This is a genomic window from Stutzerimonas stutzeri (genome assembly GCF_009789555.1).
GTDB lineage: Bacteria > Pseudomonadota > Gammaproteobacteria > Pseudomonadales > Pseudomonadaceae > Stutzerimonas > Stutzerimonas stutzeri_R.
In genome coordinates, this window is sequence record NZ_CP046902.1 from 196,568 (window position 1) to 219,492 (window position 22,925).

Annotated in this window: 18 protein-coding genes; 6 read left to right on the forward strand and 12 right to left on the reverse strand. The window is 63.4% G+C overall.

Going from position 1 to position 22,925, the window contains the following annotated elements; all coding sequences use genetic code 11:
* The first annotated feature begins 14 nt into the window (after window positions 1-14).
* Complete coding sequence (gene aceF / locus GQA94_RS00945; protein WP_158186297.1) at window positions 15-2,018, forward strand: dihydrolipoyllysine-residue acetyltransferase; 2,004 nt, start codon at window positions 15-17, stop codon at window positions 2,016-2,018.
* Window positions 2,019-2,162: 144 nt separating this feature from the next.
* On the opposite strand, the gene GQA94_RS00950 is transcribed toward aceF, so the two are convergent.
* On the reverse strand, window positions 2,163-2,690 hold the full coding sequence (locus tag GQA94_RS00950) for a hypothetical protein (protein WP_233270204.1): 528 nt from the start codon (window positions 2,688-2,690) through the stop codon (window positions 2,163-2,165).
* A gap of 113 nt (window positions 2,691-2,803) precedes the next feature.
* Here GQA94_RS00950 and GQA94_RS00955 point away from each other — a divergent pair, with 113 nt between their 5' ends.
* Window positions 2,804-5,476, forward strand: a complete 2,673-nt coding sequence (locus GQA94_RS00955) for a putative bifunctional diguanylate cyclase/phosphodiesterase (RefSeq protein ID WP_158186298.1) — start codon at window positions 2,804-2,806, stop codon at window positions 5,474-5,476.
* A 99-nt stretch (window positions 5,477-5,575) separates the two neighbouring features.
* Window positions 5,576-6,247 carry a peptide-methionine (S)-S-oxide reductase MsrA gene (gene msrA / locus GQA94_RS00960; RefSeq protein WP_158186299.1) on the forward strand — a complete coding sequence of 224 codons (672 nt, stop codon included), beginning with the start codon at window positions 5,576-5,578 and terminating at the stop codon, window positions 6,245-6,247.
* A 386-nt stretch (window positions 6,248-6,633) separates the two neighbouring features.
* Here msrA and GQA94_RS00965 read toward each other — a convergent pair whose 3' ends face one another.
* The 10 genes from GQA94_RS00965 to bioB all read right to left on the reverse strand — a co-directional run bounded on the left by GQA94_RS00965 (window position 6,634) and on the right by bioB (window position 18,921).
* The gene (locus GQA94_RS00965; protein ID WP_158186300.1) at window positions 6,634-8,412 is read right to left on the reverse strand and encodes an acyl-CoA dehydrogenase C-terminal domain-containing protein; all 1,779 of its coding nucleotides are present in this window, start codon (window positions 8,410-8,412) and stop codon (window positions 6,634-6,636) included.
* A 235-nt stretch (window positions 8,413-8,647) separates the two neighbouring features.
* Entirely contained in the window at window positions 8,648-10,456 is a 1,809-nt protein-coding gene (locus GQA94_RS00970) for an acyl-CoA dehydrogenase C-terminal domain-containing protein (RefSeq protein ID WP_158186301.1), read from the reverse strand.
* A 105-nt stretch (window positions 10,457-10,561) separates the two neighbouring features.
* Window positions 10,562-11,866 carry a GGDEF domain-containing protein gene (locus tag GQA94_RS00975; protein ID WP_158186302.1) on the reverse strand — a complete coding sequence of 435 codons (1,305 nt, stop codon included), beginning with the start codon at window positions 11,864-11,866 and terminating at the stop codon, window positions 10,562-10,564.
* A 141-nt stretch (window positions 11,867-12,007) separates the two neighbouring features.
* Window positions 12,008-13,813: a phenylacyl-CoA dehydrogenase gene (locus tag GQA94_RS00980; protein WP_158186303.1), complete on the reverse strand. Its 1,806-nt coding sequence runs from the start codon at window positions 13,811-13,813 to the stop codon at window positions 12,008-12,010.
* A 228-nt stretch (window positions 13,814-14,041) separates the two neighbouring features.
* On the reverse strand, window positions 14,042-14,299 hold the full coding sequence (locus tag GQA94_RS00985; RefSeq protein WP_158186304.1) for a hypothetical protein: 258 nt from the start codon (window positions 14,297-14,299) through the stop codon (window positions 14,042-14,044).
* A gap of 94 nt (window positions 14,300-14,393) precedes the next feature.
* Complete coding sequence (gene bioD, locus GQA94_RS00990; protein WP_158186305.1) at window positions 14,394-15,077, reverse strand: dethiobiotin synthase; 684 nt, start codon at window positions 15,075-15,077, stop codon at window positions 14,394-14,396.
* Window positions 15,074-15,898: a malonyl-ACP O-methyltransferase BioC gene (gene bioC / locus GQA94_RS00995; RefSeq protein ID WP_158186306.1), complete on the reverse strand. Its 825-nt coding sequence runs from the start codon at window positions 15,896-15,898 to the stop codon at window positions 15,074-15,076. Before bioC ends, bioD begins: the two co-directional genes overlap by 4 nt.
* Window positions 15,895-16,617: an alpha/beta fold hydrolase gene (locus GQA94_RS01000; RefSeq protein ID WP_158186307.1), complete on the reverse strand. Its 723-nt coding sequence runs from the start codon at window positions 16,615-16,617 to the stop codon at window positions 15,895-15,897. Before GQA94_RS01000 ends, bioC begins: the two co-directional genes overlap by 4 nt.
* Window positions 16,610-17,791: an 8-amino-7-oxononanoate synthase gene (gene bioF, locus GQA94_RS01005; protein WP_158186308.1), complete on the reverse strand. Its 1,182-nt coding sequence runs from the start codon at window positions 17,789-17,791 to the stop codon at window positions 16,610-16,612. The genes GQA94_RS01000 and bioF overlap by 8 nt, the downstream gene beginning before the upstream one ends.
* A gap of 83 nt (window positions 17,792-17,874) precedes the next feature.
* Window positions 17,875-18,921 (reverse strand): biotin synthase BioB, encoded by a 1,047-nt coding sequence (gene bioB, locus GQA94_RS01010; protein ID WP_158186309.1) that lies wholly within the window; start codon window positions 18,919-18,921, stop codon window positions 17,875-17,877.
* Between the two features lie 82 nt (window positions 18,922-19,003).
* Here bioB and GQA94_RS01015 point away from each other — a divergent pair, with 82 nt between their 5' ends.
* Both GQA94_RS01015 and GQA94_RS01020 read left to right on the forward strand, forming a co-directional pair.
* Window positions 19,004-19,735 (forward strand): ComF family protein, encoded by a 732-nt coding sequence (locus GQA94_RS01015; RefSeq protein WP_158186310.1) that lies wholly within the window; start codon window positions 19,004-19,006, stop codon window positions 19,733-19,735.
* 45 nt (window positions 19,736-19,780) lie between these two features.
* Window positions 19,781-20,755: a serine/threonine protein kinase gene (locus tag GQA94_RS01020; protein WP_158186311.1), complete on the forward strand. Its 975-nt coding sequence runs from the start codon at window positions 19,781-19,783 to the stop codon at window positions 20,753-20,755.
* A gap of 65 nt (window positions 20,756-20,820) precedes the next feature.
* Here the strand turns inward: GQA94_RS01020 and GQA94_RS01025 are convergent, their stop codons facing one another.
* Window positions 20,821-21,666: a 23S rRNA (adenine(2030)-N(6))-methyltransferase RlmJ gene (locus GQA94_RS01025; RefSeq protein ID WP_158186312.1), complete on the reverse strand. Its 846-nt coding sequence runs from the start codon at window positions 21,664-21,666 to the stop codon at window positions 20,821-20,823.
* A 144-nt stretch (window positions 21,667-21,810) separates the two neighbouring features.
* On the opposite strand from GQA94_RS01025, the gene GQA94_RS01030 reads away from it, so the two are divergent.
* Entirely contained in the window at window positions 21,811-22,854 is a 1,044-nt protein-coding gene (locus GQA94_RS01030) for an NAD(P)H-dependent flavin oxidoreductase (protein WP_158186313.1), read from the forward strand.
* Window positions 22,855-22,925 lie beyond the last annotated feature (71 nt).

Here is a 22,925-nt window from a genome sequence, read left to right on the forward strand (position 1 = left end):
CAGGAGAACCTATTGTGAGTGAAACCATACGCGTACCCGACATCGGCAGCGGTGAGGGTGAAGTTATCGAGTTGTTCGTCAAGGTCGGCGACCGCATCGAAGCCGATCAAAGCATTCTGACGCTCGAATCCGACAAGGCCAGCATGGAAATCCCGGCACCCAAGGCCGGTGTGGTCAAGAGCCTGAAGGTCAAGCTTGGCGATCGCTTGAAAGAAGGCGACGAACTGCTGGAGCTGGAAAGCGAAGGCGGCGATGCGAATGCCGCGCCAGCCGAAGCGGCGGCCGAGCCGGCCGGTGCCAGCAGTGGCGGACCGGCTGACGAGGCCGAGGCGCCAACCCCGCCGGGCGATGAAAACCCTTCGGCCTCCGCCGAGCAAGGTCAATCGCAGGACATCAAGGTGCCGGACATCGGTTCCTCCGGCAAAGCCAGCGTTATCGAAATATCGGTCCAGGTCGGCGATACCATCGCGGCCGAGCAGCCATTGATCACACTCGAATCCGACAAGGCCAGCATGGAGATTCCATCTCCTGCAGCCGGCGTGGTGCAGAGCATTTCGGTCAAGGTGGGCGATGAGGTCGGCACCGGCGATCTGATCCTGGTTCTCGAGGGCGCGGCAAGCCAGCCGACGCAGGCCCGCGCACCGGCCAGCCAGGCGCAGGCCCAGCCCAGGGAGCAGGTCGCCGAGCAGGCAGCGGAACAACCCACCGAAGCCGCAGGTGAAGCCATCGAAGAGGTGCGCATTCCGGATATCGGCTCCAGCGGCAGCGCCAACGTCATCGAGGTCATGGTCAAGGCAGGTGACACGGTCGAGGCGGATCAGTCGCTGATCACCCTCGAATCCGACAAGGCCAGCATGGAAATCCCGGCCCCCAAGGCCGGCATCGTGGAGTCGCTATCGATCAAGATCGGCGACGAAGCCAAGACCGGCGACCTGATCCTGACCCTGAAGGTGGCAGGTGCGGCCCCGGCGAAGAAGGCCGAGGCCAGGGCACAGGAAGCGGCACCGCAACAGCAGGCGGTTGCACCGAACAAGCAGGGCGTACCGGAAGCCAAGGCTGCCTCGACCCCTGCGCCAGCGGTGAGCGGTCCGAGCAAGGCCGGCACCAAGGTGCACGCCGGCCCGGCCGTTCGCATGACGGCACGCGAGTTCGGCGTCGAGTTGGCGGATGTCCAGGGCACCGGACCGAAGGGGCGAATCCTCAAGGAAGACGTTCAGGCCTACGTCAAGACCATGATGGGCAAGGCCAAGCAGGCTGCGACGGCCGGCGCAACCGGCGGCGCGGGAATCCCGCCGATTCCAACCGTGGACTTCAGCCGTTTCGGTGAAATCGAAGAAGTCCCGATGACTCGCCTGATGCAGGTCGGCGCCGCCAACCTGCATCGCAGCTGGCTCAACGTGCCTCACGTGACGCAGTTCGAGTCGGCCGACATCACTGAGCTGGAAGCCTTCCGCGTGGCGCAAAAGGCCATCGCCGAAAAAGCCGGTGTGAAACTGACCGTGCTGCCGCTGCTGCTCAAGGCGTGCGCGCATCTGCTCAAGGAACTGCCGGACTTCAACAGTTCGCTGGCGCCGAGCGGCAAGGCACTGATCCGCAAGAAGTACGTGCATGTCGGCTTCGCCGTCGATACGCCGGACGGCCTGATGGTTCCGGTGATTCGTAACGTCGACCAGAAAAGCCTGCTACAGCTGGCGGGAGAAGCCGCGGAGCTGGCCGAGAAGGCCCGCACCAAGAAGCTGTCGCCGGATGCCATGCAGGGCGCCTGCTTCACGATCTCCAGCCTCGGTCACATTGGCGGCACCGGCTTCACGCCGATCGTCAACGCACCGGAAGTGGCGATCCTTGGCGTGTCCAAGGCGGCCATGCAGCCGGTGTGGGATGGCAAGGCCTTCCAGCCGCGGCTGATGCTGCCGCTGTCGCTGTCCTACGACCACCGCGTCATCAACGGCGCCGCGGCGGCGCGCTTCACCAAGCGCCTGTCGGAGTTGCTGGCGGATATCCGCACGATGCTGCTGTGATCGCCTGAGGTGAACAGCCCTGCCATCCGGCGGGGCTGTTCACGTACGCCTCAAGCCTCAAGCCTCAAGCCTCAAGCCTCAAGCCTCAAGCCTCAAGCCTTCGAAGCCTGGGGCTTTTTGGGTTCGGCCGGCCGCGTGAACGGCCTATCCTTTCTGTAGATTGCGAATCAGGAACGACAAGGCCTTTGCCAAGGCTTCAGCCCCGTCGCCATCGCGCAGTATGGTCAACCAGGGCTCGCCCCCATCGGGACTGGTGAATGTACAGACAATGCCTTCTGGCGGGCACTGGTACTGCAGATAGGGGTCCATACCGAAGACCGAGAAACTGCGGTTCCGCACGGCGATGTTGCCGGCGGCGTCACGCCGCTCCTCGCGGATGCGCAGCTCGCCGGGCGCACCAAGGCTCAGACGGTATTTCAGATCCTGCGGGTTCGCCTGGCCTACCTGGTAGGCCGCCTTCAACCCATGGGTTTCCAACAAGCCATTACTATGGTCCAGCAGGGCTTTGCGCTCGTCGGAGGTCAAATAAAGGTCCTTCAACTGCGCCAGATATCGAGCCGGTTCATCAGAGCCCAATGTCCCGGTTTCAGCGGCCTGCAGCGGTACGCTGGCCCCCAGGAAAAGCGAGATCAACAGTAACTTCGAAAGCAGGCTTGTCAGTCCCTGTCGCATGATGCACCCTTGCCGTAACTTAATATTATTTAGCCATCGTATCGCCGATCAAAACGCCGTAATCTGCGGCTAGCGAGACGACTCCCCGCAGCATACTGGAAGCAAACCGCTCGATGAAAATACATACCGATGCCGCCAGCCGTTTGGCGACCGAGGTTGTGACGCAGTTGCCAGTGCCTTCGAGGCTCGGGATGCTGCGTTTCGAGCGTTTGAACGAGTCCAGTTGGGCATTGCTCTATCTGGACCCTGCCTGCGATCGCCATTTCGGCGTGCCGGCACATGAGTTGTGCTCGCTGATCGATTCGCCCTACGCCAGCCTGATGGAACCGGCCGCGCGGTTGCGGACCCACGACGTCGTTCAGGCACAACTGGCCGCCCAGGGCCACTATTCGGTCCGCTATTGCCTGCATTCATCCCATGGTGTGCTGAATCTGCTGGAGATCGGCGAATCGTGCCATCAATATGGCCGCGAACTGCTGCGCGGCTACCTGATCGTCGAGCCGCATTCGACTGACGCCGCGCAGTCGGAACGGCCGGCTTCAGTACCTGAACATCCCGTAGACAACGCCCCGCAGGCCGCCGACGTGCATCTCGAGCACCTGATCCGCTCCCGTGCGCAACAGAGCCTGATCGTGCGCCTGGCCCGGCATCGCTACAGCTCGGCCAATCCCCAGCTCGAAGCGGCGCAACTGATCACCCAGGCCGCCTGCGAAGCCTACGGCATCGCGCGCGCGGCAATCTGGCACCTGAACGGCGATCAGCTCGAGGCCATCGCCGCCTACCGGCGTGACAATGACAGCCACGAATACCCGGCACCCTTGGATATATCCGCCTGCCCGCGCTATATCGAAGCATTGCACGGTGGCCGAGCCATCGACGTGCCCAACGTCCTGGACGATTCCCGCACCCAGGAGCTGATCGACGGTTTTTTCAAGCCGCGGGGTATCAGCTCTATCCTGGACGCGACGATTCGGGTGGGCGGCGACGTCATCGGCGTGCTCTGCCTGGAGCACTCGGGCAGCATCCGCAACTGGCATGCCGACGAGGTAGCCTTCGCAGGTGAATTGGCCGACCAGTACGCGCAAGTGCTGGCTAACCAGCAACGGCTCAGCGCCACGCATACCCTTCACCTGTTTCAGCGGGCGGTGGAACAGAGCGCCAGTGCGTTCATTCTGGTCGACAAGAATGGCGTCGTCGATTACGTCAATCCGAGCTTTACCGCCATTACCCAATATTCACCCGAAGAGGTACGCGGGCGCCGGCTCACAGAGCTGACTACGCTGGAAAACCTCAGCGAGCTGCTCTTCGACACCACCTCCAGCTTGGCGAAGAGCAACAGCTGGCAGGGAGAGTTTCGCAGCCGGCGCAAGAACCTGGAGCCCTACTGGGGCCAACTGTCGATTTCCAAGGTATACGGCGAAAACGGCGAGCTGACGCACTACATCGGCATCTATGAAGACATCACCCAGAGCAAACTGGCGCAGCAACACATCGAGCGCCTGGCCTATACCGATAATCTGACCAGCCTGGGCAACCGTCCCTTCTTCATCCGCAGCATCGAGGAGCGATTCGCCATCGACAAGGTGCCGCAGCTGTGCCTGCTGCTGGTGGACATCGACAACTTCAAACGCGTCAACGACAGCCTGGGGCACCAGACCGGCGACAAGTTGCTGACCAGCCTGGCTCGGCGTTTGCGCAACAGCCTGAACCGGGACAGTGTGCTGGCGCGCTTCGCCAGCAACGAGTTTGCCCTGCTGCTCGACGGCATGAATCTGGAAGAAGGCCAGCAGCTTGCCCATCAGGTGTTGCGCATCCTGGACAAGCCCCTGTTCGTCGACAAACAGCTGATCAGTGTCAGCGCCTCTCTGGGCCTGGCCTGCGCCCCCTTGCACGGGCACGACCCCGAGACGCTCATGAAGCACGCCGGCCAGGCCCTGCACAAAGCCAAGGCCAACGGGAAAAATCAGGTACAGGTGTTCACCGAAGCCCTGCACGCCGAAGCCAACTACAAGCTGTTCGTGGAAAGCAACCTGCGCCGGGCCCTGGTGCAGAACGAGCTGGAGGTCTTCTACCAGCCCAAGCTCTGCCTGCGCAGCGGCCGGCTGCAGGGGCTGGAAGCGCTGCTGCGCTGGAACCATCCGGAAAAAGGCATGATCCGGCCGGATCAGTTCATCAGCGTGGCCGAAGAGACCGGTTTGATCATCCCGATTGGCAAATGGGTGGCGCGCGAGGCCTGTCGAATGGGCTTGCAGCTCGCTGCGCTGGATATCGGCACGCCGCAGATCGCGATCAACCTGTCGCCCAAGCAGTTTTCAGACCCGGACCTGGTCAGCTCGATCGCTACCATCCTTTCCGAAGAGGGATTGAGTGCAGGATGCCTTGAGCTGGAGCTGACCGAAAGTTTGTTGCTCGAAGCGACCGAAGAAACCCGTCAGCAGCTGATCGGCCTGAAGGCGCTGGGCGTCACGCTGGCCATGGATGATTTTGGTACCGGCTATTCGTCGCTGAGCTACCTGAAAAAATTCCCCATCGATGTGATCAAGATCGATCGAAGCTTCATCAAGGACATCCCAGGCAATCAGGACGACATCGAGATCACCTCCGCGGTGATCGCCATGGCGCGTAACCTTCACTTGAAGGTGGTCGCCGAAGGCATCGAGACCACCGAGCAGCTGGCCTTCCTGCGCCACCAGCGCTGCGATATCGGTCAGGGCTATCTGTTCGACGAGCCCATCCCCGGCAAGCAACTGCTCAGCTCGCTTCGCCGATACCCCCACTGGCTCTGAACCTTTCGTCAGCATGGCCCGCACGTACCGCGCGTTGGGATTGGCTGCTTGATAGCCTAGACTGCCAGTAGCCCCACGACTCCAGGCACGAGGATCATCATGACGCTGCGCTCGCAAATTCTTGTTCACAAACAGGCTCTCCCCGACGCGGAACAAGCACTGCCCGGACGCGCCGCAGCAGTTCCGGTGCCCGCGGCCCACTTCGTCAACGGCAACCCGTTGCAGCCCCCGTTTCCGGCTCACCTGCAACAGGCCATTTTCGCCATGGGCTGCTTTTGGGGGGCTGAGCGCCGGTTCTGGGAGCAGCCCGGAGTCTGGACCACGGCGGTGGGCTACGCAGGAGGCCATACGCCCAACCCCACCTATGAGGAGGTCTGCTCGGGCCTGACCGGGCACACGGAAGCCGTGCTGGTGGTATTCGACCCCCAGCAAATCGCCTATCGGGAACTCCTCAGGCTTTTCTGGGAGGCGCACAACCCCACCCAGGGCATGCGTCAGGGCAACGACATCGGCACTCAGTACCGCTCGGCGATCTACTGCCTCGACCACACGCAACTGGAGCAGGCGCGCGCCAGCGAACTGCGCTTCCAGGCGGAACTCGACAGGCACGGGCTGGGCGGTATCACCACGGAAATCGCCACCGCCCCGCCGTTCTACTACGCCGAGGCCTATCATCAGCAATATCTGGCGAAGAACCCGGGCGGTTATTGCGGGCTGGGCGGTACCGGCGTGTGCATGCCGGCCGAGGATGGCAGGAGTATTAATGCGTAGGAGGCGGCGAGACACCCTGGCGTCTACGTCAGCGGCGCCTGGCTGTGCTTGGCAGCAAAAAGAAAACCCCGCCGAAGCGGGGCCTTTGCAGACTGAATCCTGACATCCGTGATCTGCGCCTTCCTGGCGTCGTTCCTCTACGCTTCCGTGTTTGTTTATGCGCTTCCCTACGCAGCGTCCATGGAGCAAAAGACTACCGTTAGGCCGATAAAACCTGTAGTAGCAATTTTGCACTACAATTTGTAAGCAATTGCTTACATGGAGCCCATCCCTGGCTCGGCGTGTAAGCCTTTGGCTACAAACGATGCAGGCTTATGACTGGAGTAGTGGCGCATTGTTCCCAGACATGGCCAATTAATTTCATTGTGCCTCTACAGTTAAGCCGCTCAGAACTGCTCGGCATCGAGCAGGTACAGTGAATCGCTGCCTGCCCGAACCGATGCGCTCAGCGAGTGGATACGGGGCAGCAGCCGCGCAAAATAGAAACGCGCCGTGCCAAGCTTGCTTGCATAGAAATCGTCCTGGCCTTCCTTGCCCAGCGCCGCGCCCGCCATCCGTGCCCACATATAGGCATAAGCGGTGTAGCCGAACACGTGCAGGTATTCCACCGAGGCGGCGCCGATTTCGTTGGGGTTGTTTTTCGCGCTGTCCAGGATGAAGGCGGTCAGCTCGTCCAGGTTATCCAGAGCGGCCTGCAACGGCGCGACGAACTCGCCAAGCTCCGCGCCGGCGGCGGCGCAGTAACGGCGGATCTCGTCGGCGAACGCCTTGTAAAGCTCGCCTCCGCTGCCTACCACCTTGCGCCCCAACAGATCCAACGCTTGGATACCATTGGTGCCCTCGTAGATCTGGGTGATGCGGCAGTCGCGCACCAACTGCTCCTGGCCCCATTCACGGATGAAGCCGTGGCCACCGAAGATTTGCTGGCCGTGAACCGTGGTCTCCAGCCCCATGTCAGTGAGAAACGCCTTGGCTACCGGTGTCAGCAACGCCACCTGCGCTTCGGCCCGCTGTCGAGCCTCGGCATCGTCGCTGAACTTGGCAATGTCCAACTGCAATGCGACGTAGCTGGAGAACGCACGACCGCCTTCGTTCAGTGCCTTCATGGTCAACAGCATCCGCCGCACATCCGGGTGCACGATAATCGGGTCGGCGGCCTTGTCCTGAGCCACCGGACCGGTCGGCGCACGGCTCTGGACGCGCTCGCGCGCATACTCGATGGCGCTCTGGTAGGAGCGCTCGCCGGTCGACAAGCCCTGGATGCCAACGCCCAGGCGCTCATAGTTCATCATGGTGAACATCGCGGCCAGGCCCTTGTTCGGCTCGCCCACCATCCAGCCAGTGGCGCCATCGAAATTCATGACGCAGGTGGCCGAGGCCTGGATGCCCATCTTGTGCTCGATGGAGCCGCAGCTCAGGCTGTTGCGCTCACCCAGGCTGCCATCCTCGTTGACCATCACCTTGGGTACCAGGAACAGGGAAATGCCACGCGAGCCGGCCGGCGCATCGGGTAGCTTGGCCAGGACCAGATGGATGATGTTCTCGGTCAGGTCGTGCTCGCCGCCCGTGATGAATATCTTCGTGCCGCTGACCTTGTAGGAGCCGTCCGCCTGCGGCTCGGCCTTGGTGCGGATGATGCCCAGGTCGGTGCCGGCGTGCGGCTCGGTCAGGCACATGGAGCCGGACCAGATCCCGGCGTACATGTTTGGCAGATACTTCTGTTTCAAGGCTTCGCTGGCATGAGCGTAGATCGACAGGCAGGCGCCTGAAGTCAGCATCGGGTAGAGGCCGAACGCCAGACTGGCCGAGTTCATCATTTCTTCGACCTGCGCCGAAATCGCCTTGGGCATGCCCATGCCGCCGTAGGCCGGGTCACCACCGACACCCACCCAGCCGCCTTCGGCATACAGGCGATAGGCTTGCGGATAACCGGCCGGCGTGGTGACCGCGCCGTCAGTCCAGTGACATCCTTCTTCGTCACCGCTACGGTTGAGCGGGGCGATGGTGTTGGCGGTGATCTTGCCCGCCTCCTCGAGAATCGCTTCGGCGGTTTCTGCATCCACGACTTCTGCCAGCGCTGGCAGCGTCTGCCACAGCTTCGGGGCATCGAAGACTTCATTCAGGACGAATCGCATATCGCGCAGCGGCGCTTTGTAGTCAGCCATGGAAAAGGACCTCGCAGAAAACGTGTCGCCTGGCCGGTTGGCCGGAGCAGTTTTGCGAGTCTAACTGAAGACCAATCGGCGCCCGAAGCGTCTTGAAGTGACTGTAGGGTTCTCGTAAAGCCACTTCATCGCCAAGGCTCGGGATGCCGGGACAACCCGTGCGGTGTCGCCGGCGCCCCACGGGACCTGCCAAAAAAAGCCCGCACGGGGCGGGCTTCGTAGGGCGCAATGCGACTTAGAAGATGAACTGGTCGGCGGGTAGCTTCATCAGGCTTGCGCTTCCGGCTTCGATGGCCGACCTGTGCGCCGCCGTGCGCGGCAGCAGCCGCGCGAAATAAAACTCAGCGGTGGTCAGCTTCGCTTGGTAGAACGCCGTATCGCCATCGGCGGCCTCCAGCTTGCTGTGGGCCACCACGGCCATGCGCAGCCAGAAGTAGCCGAGAATGAGATAGCCGCAGTACATCAGGTAATCGACCGACGCCGCCCCGACTTCGTCCGGATTCTTCATCGCCGCCATGCCGACTCGCTGGGTCAGTTCACCCAGGTCACGGTTGATGCCCGCCAGCTGCACCACAAGTCCCTGCAACTGCGGGTGCTGTACGTTGGCTTCGCAGAACCGGTGCACTCGCTTGGTAAAGCCAAGCATCAGCTTGCCCTGGCTACCCAGCACCTTGCGACCGAGCAGGTCGAGCGCCTGGATACCGTTGGTGCCTTCGTAGATCGGCGCGATGCGACAGTCACGCACCAACTGCTCCATGCCCCATTCGCGGATATAGCCGTGGCCGCCGAAGACCTGCATGCCCAGGTTGGTCACCTCGAGCCCTGTATCGGTCATGAACGCCTTGCAGACAGGCGTGAGGAAGGCCAAGAGGGCTTCGGCGTCCTGCCGTTCGCTTTCATCCGGGCTGTGGGTCTGGTCGAGCAGTTGCGCGGTGAAATAGGCCAGCGCGCGGTTGCCTTCGTTGAAGGCTTTCATGGTGAGAAGCATGCGCCGCACGTCCGGGTGAACGATGATCGGGTCGGCGGGCTTGTCAGGGAATTTCGCTCCGCTCAGCGAGCGCATCTGCAACCGCTCGTTGGCGTACTGGACCGCGCCCTGGAAGCTCGCCTCGCCATTGCACAGCCCCTGCATGCCGGTGCCAAGCCGAGCATGATTCATCATGGTGAACATGCAGTTCAGGCCCTTGTTGGGCTCGCCGATGAGATAGCCGGTGGCGCCGTCGAAGTTGATCACACAGGTGGCGGACGCCTTGATCCCCATCTTGTGCTCGATGGAACCGCAGAACACCGCGTTGCGCTCGCCCGCCTCGCTGGGTGCGCCTGGCTGGCCCTCCTTCGGCAAGAACTTCGGCACGATGAACAGCGAAATCCCCTTTGTGCCGGCGGGCGCATCGGGCAACTTGGCCAGCACCAGATGCACGATGTTTTCACTCATGTCGTGCTCACCGGCGGAGATGAATATCTTGGTTCCGCTGATCGCGTAGCTGCCATCATCCTGCGGCACGGCGCGGGTTTTGATCAGGCCAAGGTCGGTACCGCAATGCGACTCGGTCAGGCACATGGTGCCGGTCCAGCGGCCTTCGGTCATGCGACTCAGGTAAGTCTGCTTCTGTTCATCGGTGCCGTGGGCGGCAATCGCGGCCATCGCGCCGTGGGTGAGCCCCGGATACATGCCAAAGGACGTATTGGCCGAACCGACCATCTCGCCGATGACAAGCCCCAGCGAATGCGGCAGGCCCTGGCCGCCGTAGGTCGGGTCCGAGGCCAGCCCCATCCAGCCGCCTTCGGCGTAGCGCGCGAAGGCTTCCTTGAACCCGTTCGGGGTCGTCACCACGCCATTGTCGAAATGACAGCCTTCTTCGTCTCCACTGCGGTTGAGCGGCGCAAGAACCTGCTCGCAGAACCGGGCACCTTCCTCGAGGATGGCGCTGACCATGTCCGGGGTGGCTTCGTCCGCCCCATTCGCGGCATAGCTGCCATGGAAGTCGAACACTTCATCGATCAGGAAGCGCATGTCGCGCAAGGGGGCCTTGTAGGCGGGCATATCGTTCTCCAGAGACGGCGCGGTATTGTTATCGGCCGCACGCTACCGGCAGATCGGGCCATCCAACAATCACATTGCGAGCGATGAATGCGCCGTCATAACCACTCAGGCGTCGGCGGCTGCCTGCTTTGCGGTGCGCACCGCACCGCGGCGGTTCTCCCCATGAGCCCGAACGCAGTTACGGCCCGCGCCCTTGGCGCTGTAGAGTGCCTGATCCGCCGCCTTGATGACTTCGTCCGGGCTGCGCTGCGTCGCCAGGCGTTCAGCGACGCCGATGCTGATGGTCACTGAAACGGCACCAGCGGCACCGCCACCGCGACGAAGCCGTCCCTGCTCGGCGGCCTTCGGTCGGCTGGCCTTGTCACGCAGCTGCAAGGGGTACTCTTCGACCGCCAGCCGGACGGCTTCCAGATGGGGCAGGCACTGCTGAAGATCGCGTCCGGGGAATACCAGTGCAAACTCTTCACCGCCATAACGATAGGCACGCCCACCGCCGCCCACCTTGCGAAGCCGGCTCGCCACCAACCGCAGCACCTGATCGCCAACGTCATGGCCGTGGGTATCGTTGAATGCCTTGAAGCGATCCACGTCAGCCATGGCGATGACGTATTGCCGCCCCAGTCGCTGCAGGCGCTCATTGAGCGCTCGCCGCCCGGGAAGCCCTGTCAACTCGTCGCGAAAGGCCATCTGGTAGGCCTCCTGGGTGATCGCCACCACCAGCATCAACATCAGCAGGCTGGTCATGACGTTCAGCGCGCCGGGCTGGCTGAAGACCTTCGGCAACATCAACAGCAGCCCGATAAGCGCGACGAACTGAGCCGCATGGACCGGCCTGGGGCGCCGAAGGTACTGCACCAGCAAGCCCGTCAGCGCCAGCAGAAAAGCCGGATAGGCCAGCTGGATCAATTGCAGCCAGTCGGTTTGCAATGTGGGCCAGCGGACCTCGGTCAGCCAGCCGAGGGTCGCATCCGGGAATCGCCGCGCCAGCGCCAGTGCAGACATCGACACGGCAAACAGCACGGCAAGGCGCGCCAACCCGTCTTGCAGCAGATGGGTCCGCTCCTGCCACAGTCCGTACAGCCCAAAGAGCGCCGGTAACAGCAGGCTGCACAGGTGAAAGGTCAGTGCCGCCTCGGGCAACAGCACGCCGTGGATACGGTAATGGTCCGCCTGGGTGTCCAGGAGAAAATAGACGATATAGACCACCAGCAGCAGGCAGGCCTCGCGGACTCGACCGTAAGCGATGCAGAACGCGCCCCCTAACAGCAGTAAAACGGTCGGCAGCACGTTGAACAGCGACGTGAAGAACTCATTGAGGTGGGTCTGCCGCGCAGCGATCAGCGAGCCGAGCAGCAATGCCAGCGGTGCATACAGATGGCTGAAGTAGCGTGCAGCATTCAGACGAGGCACGACGGCTCCGACGGGTGGTCGTGGTGGCCAGGCATTGTGCCATTAGTCGACCCGGCAATCATCCGAATGGACGTCCGGGGTGCGTCAAGTCGATCAAAAAAAAACCGCTGCCGGAGCAGCGGTTCTGTTTCACCCTGGACTTCAGTACGCCAGCTCGAAATGAGCTTCGTCCATGTCCATCAGGTTGTCGGCACCGGACAGCATGGCTTCGACGTGTGTGCGGGTGCGCGGCAGGATACGTTGGAAGTAGAAGCGCGCGGTCTGCACCTTGGCGGTGTAGAACCCGTCGGTATCCTCGCCAGCCGCGATCTTCTCGCAGGCCAGACGCGCCATATCGGCCCAGAAGTAGGCCAGGCAGGCGTAACCGCAGTACATCAGGTAATCCACCGAAGCGGCACCGACTTCTTCGCGGTTCTTCATCGCGGCCATGCCAACCTTCATGGTCAGATCGCCCCACTCCTTGTTCAGTTTGGCCAGCGGCTCGACGAACTGCTTGACTGCCTCGTTGCCTTCGTTGGCCTGGCAGAACTTGTGTACCACCTTGGTGAAGCCCTTTAGCGCTTCGCCCTGGGTCATCAGGACCTTGCGGCCCAGCAGGTCGAGTGCCTGGATTCCGGTGGTCCCTTCGTACAGGCAGGAAATGCGGCTGTCGCGCACGTTCTGCTCCATGCCCCATTCAGCGATGAAGCCATGGCCACCGTAGATCTGCACACCGTGGTTGGCGGATTCGAAACCGACTTCGGTCATGAACGCCTTGGCGATGGGCGTCAGGAAAGCCAGCATCGCATCGGCGGCCTTGCGCTGCTCCTCGTCCTGGCTGCGCTGGGTGATGTCCACCTGCTTGGCTGCAAAGTAGAGCATCGCGCGATTGCCTTCGGCGAAGGCCTTCATGGTCAGCAGCATGCGGCGTACGTCCGGATGCACGATGATCGGATCAGCCGCCTTTTCTGGCGCTTTCGGGCCGGTCAGCGAACGCATCTGCAGTCGCTCACGCGCATACTTGATGCCACCCTGGAAGCCGATCTCCGCGTGGGCCAACCCCTGCAGGGCGGTCCCCAGACGCGCCGTGTTCATGAAGGTGAACATGCAGTTCAGGCCCTTGTTGGGCGGGCCGATCAAGAAGCCGGTGGCGCCGTCGAAGTTCATCACGCAGGTGGCGTTGCCGTGGATGCCCATCTTGTGCTCCAGCGAGCCGCAAGACACCCCGTTGCGCTCACCCACACCGCCTTCGGCGTTCGGCAGGAACTTCGGCACGATGAACAGCGAGATGCCTTTGGTGCCTTGCGGCGCATCAGGCAGGCGGGCCAGAACGATATGGACGATGTTGTCGGCCATGTCGTGTTCGCCGGCGGAGATGAAAATCTTGGTGCCCGATACCTTGTAGCTGCCATCGGCCTGTGGCTCGGCCTTGGTGCGCAGCATGCCCAGGTCGGTGCCGCAATGCGGCTCGGTCAGGCACATGGTGCCGGTCCACTCGCCGGAAACCAGCTTGGTCAGGTAGGTCTGCTGCTGCTCGGCCGTGCCATGGGCGTGCAAGGTGTTCATGGCGCCGTGCGACAGGCCGGGGTACATACCCCAGGACCAGTTGGCTTCGCCGATCATTTCGCTGATCGCCATGCCCAGCGACTCGGGCAGCCCCTGACCGCCGTGCTCGACGTCATGCGCCAGGCTCGGCCAACCCCCTTCGACGTACTGCTGATAGGCCTCCTTGAAGCCAGTCGGTGTCTTCACCCCGGATTCGCTCCAGGTGCAGCCTTCGATATCACCGACGCGGTTCAGCGGGGCGATGACCTGCTCGCAGAACTTGGCGCCTTCGTCGAGGATGGCATTGACCATGTCCGGGGTGGCGTCTTCACAACCCGGAAGGCTCTGATAGTGCGCTTCGTAGCCGAGCAATTCGTCACGTACAAAGCGAATATCGCGCAAGGGGGCCTTGTAGTCAGGCATAGCGTAAACCTCAGCGGTGGGTTCTTTGGTTCAGGTGACCGACCGGCCACTCCTGGATTCGGTTGTGACCGCCATGGAGGCAGGTCAAACAGGCGTTTGAAACATACGTTTAGGCCTGCGCGATGTCAAGCAGGGACCCGGACGCCGTTCGTCGGCACCCTCGTGAATGAGCAGACAGGACAAGAACGCTGCGAGGCAGCGATCGCCGGCCGGGATGGCCGGCGGGTATCAGGCTTTGGTGTTGATCAGCGTGCCGAGCACTTCGTCGGCGGTCTGCAGCAACCGCGCGCCCGCCTTGGCGGTGTGCTCGCCAATCTTCATCTGGATCAGTTGCTCGGTCAGCTCGACCGTATCGGCGACTGTCTGGGAATTTTCGGCAACCGGCAGAGCGCCCGCGGCGAGCGCAGCGCCGGCGTTATCGACACGTTGCTGTCCGGCCTGATAAACGCCCACTCCGGCAGAGAGGAGGTTGCTAGTGATCTGCATGTTGCGCGTTTCCTGCGATCAGTTAGCCATCATTGAAGCAGAGCCGAAGCGCAGCCGCCAGTTCCGGATGGTGATAAGCGGACCGACAACGCTATCAAGCGGGAATGAGCGCCCCTAGATCCAGATAAGGCGACACATCGCGGGGGCTTGCTGCCGACAGGCGCGGAACACGACCAAGGCAAGGCGCCGCCAGGCGTTCGGCCAGCGTGGCAAGATTTTCTTCCAGCCGCGACGTAGAGGGATCGACGATATTGGCGACCCAGCCCGCCAATTGCAGCCCGTCGCGCTCGATGGCTTCGGCGCTGAGCAACGCATGATTGATGCAACCGAGGCGCACCCCGACCACCAGAATCACCGGCAACCCGAGCTGCACGGCCAGGTCGGAGAGCGTTTCGCGCCCTCCAAGGGGGACGCGCCAGCCACCGGCGCCTTCCACCAGAGAAAAGTCCGCTTGCAGCGCCAGCATCCGCCGGACCGGATCGACCAGCCGCGCCACGGTCAGATCGACGCCAGCCTCCCGTGCAGCCAGGTGCGGCGCGATGGCCGGCTCGAAGGCGAACGGATTGACCTCTTCGTAACGCATCGGCAGGGTGCACTCGCCGTGCAACGCCAGCGCATCGCTGTTACGCAGCCCGTCGACGGTCATCTCGCAGCCCGACGCCACCGGCTTCGCCGCCGCGGTACTGAGCCCCGCAAGGCGCGCGACATGCAGCAGTCCGGCCGCGATGGTGGTTTTGCCGACCTCGGTATCGGTGCCCGTCACGAAAAACGCTGTCATCGATCATCCTTGCGCAGCACGCCGTAGATCACCTGATAAGTCGCCGGCAGCCCGTCAGGGGTGCGAAATCGCTCGTAAGCCTCGATCAGCGCACGAATTCGCGCTCGCCCGGTAAGCCCGCCGGGCCGGCCCGGGTTCAGGTTATGCGCCCCAAGCGCCTTGAGCTCAGCGGTCAGCTGGCGCAGCTCGGCGAAATGCAACACCTGCGGCTGCACATCGAGGCTCACGACGCTCAAACCGCTGGCTGCGCAAAGCGCTCGGTACGCTTGCTCACTGCGGAAACGATTGACGTGGGCGAAGCCATCCACCGCCTGCCAGCTGTCGCGCAACTCCTGCAGGGTCCCGCTGCACAGGCTGCTGAACGCGAATACCCCTCCCGGAAGCAACACCCTGTTCGCCTCATCCAGCACCGCGGAAAACTCTTCGCACCATTGCAGCGCCAGGCTGGAAAAGATCAGTCCGACCGATGCGTCCCGCAGCGGCAGGCACTCGGCGTCGCCCACCACGTAGGCGCTAGCCCCTCCTTGCGGTCGAGCGTGCCACAGCATGCCCTCGGCGATATCCATCGCCATGCCCTCGGCGCTGGGGAAACGGCCCGCCAGGGCCCGGGAAAAATAACCGGTACCGCAGCCCAGATCGAGCCAACTCTTGGGCTGGAGGTCTTCTGGCAGGCGATCGGCCAGTGCGTTGCCAACGGTTCGCTGAAGGTCGGCGACCGCGTCGTAGCTGGCCGCCGCGCGGGAAAACGAGGCGGCCACACGACGCTTATCCGGAAGCCCCGACGGAGCGCCCGGCGCACCCACCGCTGCCGAATCGCTCATACCGAAGCACCCTTCACGAAGTTCGCCATCGCCGCCGCGACATCATCGGCCCGCTCCAGCGCGACGGCATGGCTCGCACCGGCTATCAGCCTGGCTTCGATACCCGGCATCCAGCGCCGTAGCGCATCGCAGGCGGCCGGCGGCACCAACGCATCGTTACCCGCAAACAGATGCAGCTGAGGACCGAAATAGCCGTGCAACGCCTCGCGCCCATCCAGCTCCGCCAGTAATCGCAGGCCGGCATCGAGGGCCGGTGCCGACGATCGGGACTGGCTGACCTGTAGCTGCCGCGCCAGCGTCCGGGGGTCGTACCCTCCCCGGCTGCACAGCAAACGGAAGCGTTTAAGGGTTTCCTCGGGATCGAGCCGGAAGGCTTCGTGAAAGGCATCGAAAATTTCCGCGCCCATCGCCTCCGGCCACTGTGGCCGAGCGCGGAAGCAGGGATTGCTTGCGATGGTCATCAGTCCGCGACAACTACCGACACGGCGCGCGGCCAGTTGCGAGGCCAGCATACCGCCCAGCGACCAGCCGGCCAGCCAGCTTTCGCGAGGCAGCCGCCGGTCCAGCTCGTCGAGCCAGGCGTGCGGATCATCCAGCTCGGGCAGGGGTTCGATCACAACCTCAAGGTCAGGCGCCAACTCGGTCAATGCCGCGCACAATGGCTGCAAGGCCGCTGGGCCGAAGGCCCATCCGGGCAACAAAATCAGCTGTTCACGCATCGGCTTCAGGCTCCTCGGCCAATCGATTCCAGCATTCGGCCAGGATATCCAGCAGTCGTTCCACCTGCGCCTCGGTGTGCGACGCGCTGAACGTGACACGCAGTCTGGCACTGCCAACCGGCACGGTGGGCGGGCGTATCGCCCCCACCAGAATGCCGCGTTCGCGCAGGGCGGCCGAGAGTTCCAGTGCACGTTCGCTGCTGCCGACCAGAATCGGCTGGATCGGCGTCGGGCTGTCCATCAAGGCCAGACCGATATCGGCCGCGCCCTGGCGAAAGCGCGCCACCAGGCGATTCAGGTGGTCGCGGCGCCACGTTTCACGGCGCAGCAACTCGAGACTTTTCAATGTTGCGCAGGCGACAGCCGGTGGTTGGCTGGTCGTATAGATATAAGGACGGGCGAACTGGATCAGCGTCTCGATCAGCGCCTCGCTACCCGCGACGAAGGCGCCAGCGGTGCCGAACGCCTTGCCCAGCGTACCGACCAGCACTTGCACATCATCGATGCCCAGTCCGAAATGCTCGACAATCCCGCCGCCGTTCGCGCCCAGCGGACCGAAACCGTGCGCGTCGTCCACCATGACCCAGGCATTGCTGGCCTTCGCGGTGGCGCACAGGGCCGGCAGATCGGCCAGATCGCCGTCCATGCTGAACACCCCATCGGTCACCACCAGCGTATTGCCGACAGCCTTTGCAAGACGCTTGGCCAGGCTGGCCGCATCATTGTGCAGATAGCGCGAGAAACGTGCGCCGCTGAGCAGCCCGGCATCGAGAAGCGAAGCGTGATTGATGCGGTCTTCGAGCACCGTATCGCCTGCGCCGACCAAGGCCGTCACCGCTGCAAGATTGGCCATGTAGCCGGTTGAAAACAGCAAGGCGCGAGGGCGCCCGGTGAACTCGGCCAAGGCCTCCTCGAGTTCATGGTGCGGTGTGCTGTGCCCCATCACCAGATGCGAGGCACCGCCGCCCACGCCCCAACGGTCGGCGCCTTGCTGCATCGCGCGAATCACCTCGCGATGGCCAGCAAGGCCCAGGTAATCGTTGGAGCAGAAGCCCAGCAGCGGCTGACCGTCGACAATCACCTCGGGTTGCTGCGGCGTTTCCAGCAACGGGCGTTGACGGTAAAGATGCGCGCAGCGGCGCTCGGCGAGGCGGGAGTGCAGATCGAAGGGCATGGATAAGCTCGAAGCTGGAAGCCTGAGCTGGGAGCTGCGCCGGATCGCTTCAGGCGTTCGGCGTCAGGCTTCCAGCCTGGTGTTCACACGACTGCGTTGTAAAACAGCGCGCTGTCACGCTGTTCGACCAGCGCCTGTTCGATGGCGGCCTGATGCACGTCGTCGCCGTGCTCCTCACGCGCTTCGGGCTGGATGCCCAGGCGCTTGAACAGCAGCATGTCCTTGTCGGCCTGCGGGTTGGCAGTGGTCAGCAGCTTCTCACCGTAGAAAATCGAGTTGGCCCCGGCGAGGAATGCCAGCGCCTGCATCTGCTCGTTCATCTGCTCGCGGCCGGCGGACAGGCGTACGTGCGATTTCGGCATCATGATTCGCGCCACGGCCAGCATGCGGATGAAGTCGAACGGGTCGACATCCTGTTCTTCGGCCAGCGGCGTGCCCTTCACCTTCACCAGCATGTTGATCGGCACAGACTCCGGGTGCTCAGGCAGGTTGGCCAACTGGATCAACAGCCCGGCGCGGTCGTCCAGCGACTCGCCCATGCCGAGGATGCCGCCCGAGCAGATCTTCATGCCCGATTCACGTACGTGACTCAGCGTTTCCAGGCGATCGGCGTAGGTACGGGTGGTGATGATGTTGCCGTAGAACTCCGGCGAGGTATCCAGGTTGTGGTTGTAGTAGTCGAGGCCGGCGGCCGCCAACGCGCGGGTCTGCTCCTGATCGAGCTTGCCGAGCGTCATGCAGGTCTCCAGACCCAGCGCCTTCACGCCTTCGACCATCTTCAGCACGTAAGGCATGTCTTTCGCAGAGGGATGTTTCCAGGCGGCGCCCATGCAGAAGCGGGTCGAACCGATGGCCTTGGCTTCGGCCGCCGCTTCCAGCACTTTCTGCACCTCCATCAGCTTTTCCTTGTCCAGGCCGGTATTGTAGTGGCCGGACTGCGGGCAATACTTGCAGTCCTCGGGACAGGCACCCGTCTTGATCGACAGCAGCGTGGACACCTGAACCCGGTTGGCATCGAAGTGCTGTCGATGCACGGTCTGCGCCTGGAACAGCAGGTCGTTGAACGGTTGTTCGAAGAGCGCCCTGACCTCGGCGAGGCTCCAGTTGTGACGCGTGGCGGTGGCGCTCATGGGGCATTCCTTGTAATCGGTTCTTGGCACGGATGCGAAATGGTTAGCCAAGCCAAAGGCGCTGTCAACCAGGAAAGGACTCATGGTTTACAACTGGTTAAAATACGAACAAACCTGCCAGCTCTGCGATGAGCGCTGCGACATCGGCGAATCGCTCTGCGGTCCCTGTGAAGCCGAACTGCCCTGGCTCGATGGTCAATGCTCGATCTGCGCGCTACCGCTGGGTGCGCACGGCCTGATCTGCGGACAATGCCTCAAGCATCCCCCCGCCTTCGACCATGTCGCGGCGCCCTGGCGCTTCGCCTTTCCGGTCGACAGCCTGATCACCCGTTTCAAGCATCAGTCGCGCTGGCCATTCGGCCGTCTGCTGGCCGAGCATCTGGCGCGCTTCGTACTGCACCGCTTCGATGAAGGCCTGCCACGACCGGACCTCCTGCTGCCGGTGCCCCTGGCACGCAGACGGCTTCGCCAGCGTGGCTTCAACCAGGCGCAGATGCTCGCCGACTGGTTGAGCGCGGCGCTGGGCATTGCAGTGCGCAGCGACCTGCTGCAACGCGTTCAGGACACCCCGTCGCAACAGCAGCTCGATGCGCTGAACAGACGCCGCAACCTGCGCCAGGCGTTTGCCTTGACTGAGACGTCGCCGCTCGACGGTCGTCATGTGGCGCTCATCGACGACGTGCTCACCACCGGCGCTACCGCCCAAGCGCTGGCTCGGCTGTTGAAACGCTCGGGCGCAGAGCGGGTCGATATCTACTGCCTGGCACGCACGCCGAAGCCGGGCGATCAGGCGGCCAGTGCCGCGGTTGTGTAAACGCGCCAGTGCAATACACTGGCCGACCCATTTACGGAGCCGACCATGAGCCACCCCTTCGACACACTCACGCCCGATCTTGTGCTCGATGCGGTGGAGAGCGCCGGCTTCGTCAGTGATGCCCGGGTATTGGCACTGAACAGCTACGAAAACCGGGTTTATCAGGTCGGCATCGAAGACAGCACGCCGCTGGTGGCCAAGTTCTACCGACCGGGTCGCTGGAGCGATGCGGCGATTCACGAGGAGCACCAGTTCTCGGCTGAGCTGGCCGAGCGTGAAATCCCCGTGGTCGCACCGATTGAGCAGGGCGGCAAGACGCTGTTCGAGCATGCCGGTTTTCGCTTCGCGTTGTTCCCGCGGCGCGGCGGCCGCGCGCCGGAGCCGGGCAACCTGGACCAGCTCTACCGCCTTGGCCAGTTGCTCGGCCGCATGCATGCGGTCAGCGCCAGCCGCCCGTTCGAGCACCGCGAAACGCTGACCGCCCAGCACTTCGGCCATGACTCACTGGATACCTTGCTCGACGGCGATTTCATTCCGAAAAGCCTGCTGCCGGCCTACGAGTCGGTCGCTCGCGACCTGCTCAAGCGCGTCGACGATGTATTCGCCCGTACGCAGTTCCAGCCGATTCGCCTGCACGGCGACTGCCACCCGGGCAACATCCTCGCCCGTGACGATGCCTTTTATCTGGTGGATCTCGACGATTGCCGCATGGGGCCGTCGGTGCAGGACATCTGGATGATGCTCGCCGGCGAGCGCCATGAGCGGCTCGGGCAGTTGTCGGAGCTGGTCGACGGTTACAACGAATTCCATGATTTCGCCGCGCGCGAACTTCCCCTGATCGAGGCCCTGCGCGCCCTGCGCCTGATGCATTACAGCGCCTGGCTGGCGCGGCGCTGGGACGATCCGGCTTTTCCGATGAGCTTTCCCTGGTTCGGCACCGAGCGCTATTGGGGCGACCAGATCCTGACCTTGCGCGAGCAGATGTCCGCCTTGCAGGAAGAACCGTTGAAGCTGTTCTAGGCGCGGGATCAAAGCAACGCGGGGCGGGCGGCGCCCACGACCACGTCAGCTCTCCAGCGTCCGGCTCACGGCTGTTTCTCCTCGACCAACCAGTCCAGCCGCCAGCCGCCTTCGCTCTGGCCGAGCAGCCGCGCCAGCCATGGCAACAGCTCGCGCAACTCGTCTTCCAGCCCCCACGGCGGATTGCTGATCGCCAGTCCCGAGCCGTTCAGGCGCAGCGCTTCGTCAGTCGGATGGACGTAGAGTTCGGCGCGCAGCAGCTTTGGCGCACCGCTGCGCGACAGTTGCTGATAGAACCGCTTGAGCTGGCGCTCATCCTTGATCGGGTACCAGATCACCCCGACCGTCTGGCGCATGCGGCCCAGCGCTTCGGTCAAGGCCTGCACGCAACGCGTCAGCTCATCGGCCTGTTCGAAGGGTGGATCGACCAGCAGTACCACGCGTTTTTCCGGCGTTGGCATCAGGGCTCGGGGCACGTGCCAGCCCTCCCCCAGATGCACCGCGACGCGGCGATCTCCGGCCATGTTGTCCTTCAGCAGGCGACCGTCCTCGGGGTGTTTTTCATTGAGTTGCAGGCGGTCCTGCGGGCGACTCAGCTGTCGGGCCAGCTCCGGCGAGCCTGGGTAATAGCGCAGCGCGCCGTCCGGATTGAGCGCGCGAATCGCATTCAGATAATCCTCGGTCGACGGCGGAGCATCGCTGGCTTGCCACAATCGGGCGATGCCTTGCAGCCATTCGCCAGTGCGACTGGCCTGGTCGCCGGCGAGGTCGTACAGCCCGACACCGGCATGGCTGTCGAGGTAGGCGAACGGCGCCTCCTTGCGCGCGAGCAAGGCGAACAGCCGGGACAGGACGAGGTGTTTGAACACGTCGGCGTGGTTGCCGGCGTGAAAAGCGTGGCGGTAATTCATCGAGCACTCCTGAAGAGCGCACAGTCTAACTGCGCAGCCAACCGATTCAGAGAGGCAAGGCGCAGCCCCCGGCAGAATCGGACGAAGTTCGCGAACGCCACTGCTAAAGTGGCACCCTTGCGAGGCACGTGACAGGAACCCACGATGGACATTCGAGATCTCTTCGGCATTCGACTGCCAATTATCCAGGCGCCGATGGCGGGCACCCAGAATCACCAGCTCGCCGCGGCGGTCTCCATGGCCGGCGGCCTGGGTTCGATTCCGGCGGGCATGCTCACCGCCGAATCGCTGGACGCCGAGCTCAGCGCCATGACGGCACTGACCGACCAGCCCTACAACGTCAACTTCTTCTGCCACCAGCCGCCCGCGCCCGATCCGGAACGCGAGCAAGCCTGGCTGGCGCTGCTCGCACCCTTTCTGGAAGAACACCGGATCGACCCGGCGAGCATCCCCGGCGGCGTCACGCGCAAGCCCTTCGACACGGAGATGGCCGAGGTAATCGAGCGCCACCGACCGCCTGTCGTCAGCTTTCATTTCGGCTTGCCCGCTCCGCAGTTGCTGCAGCGCGTGCGAGCCACCGGCGCCAGGATTCTATCCAGCGCCACGACAGTCGAAGAAGGTCGCTGGCTCCAGGCGCGGGGCGTGGACGCCGTGATCGCCCAGGGCCTTGAAGCCGGCGGCCATCGCGGCATGTTCCTCGACGCTGACCTCGACGGGCAGGTCGGCATTCTCGCCCTGTTGCCGCAATTGGTCGCCGCGCTGGAGATACCGGTCATCGCCGCCGGGGCAATCGCCGATGCTCGTGGAGTTTCCGCCGCGCAGACGCTTGGTGCCGCCGGCGTACAGGTCGGCACGGCCTATCTGCTGTGCGACGAAAGCCGCGCCAGTGCGCTGCATCGTCAGGCACTGCAACGTCCGGACGCGCAACATACGGTGTTGACCACGCTGTTTTCCGGGCGCCCCGCCCGCGGCATCGCCAACCGCCTGGTTCGCGAACTCGGCCCTCGCCCCGCTGCGGTACCGTCGTTCCCGCTGGCAGGCAACACGATCGCCAGCCTGCGCGCCCAGGCGGAGCCGCATGGGGTCGACGACTTCTCACCGCTCTGGGCCGGACAGAACGTCAGCGGCTGTCAGGCGGTCCCAGCCGAACGCTTGACCCGGACACTCGCGGCTGGCTGGCACGGTTGAGCGGCCGCCGGGGCAACGCCAGGCGTCGGGGCCGGGTGCGACCGGGGCGATGCAGCGCGTAGACTGGTGCG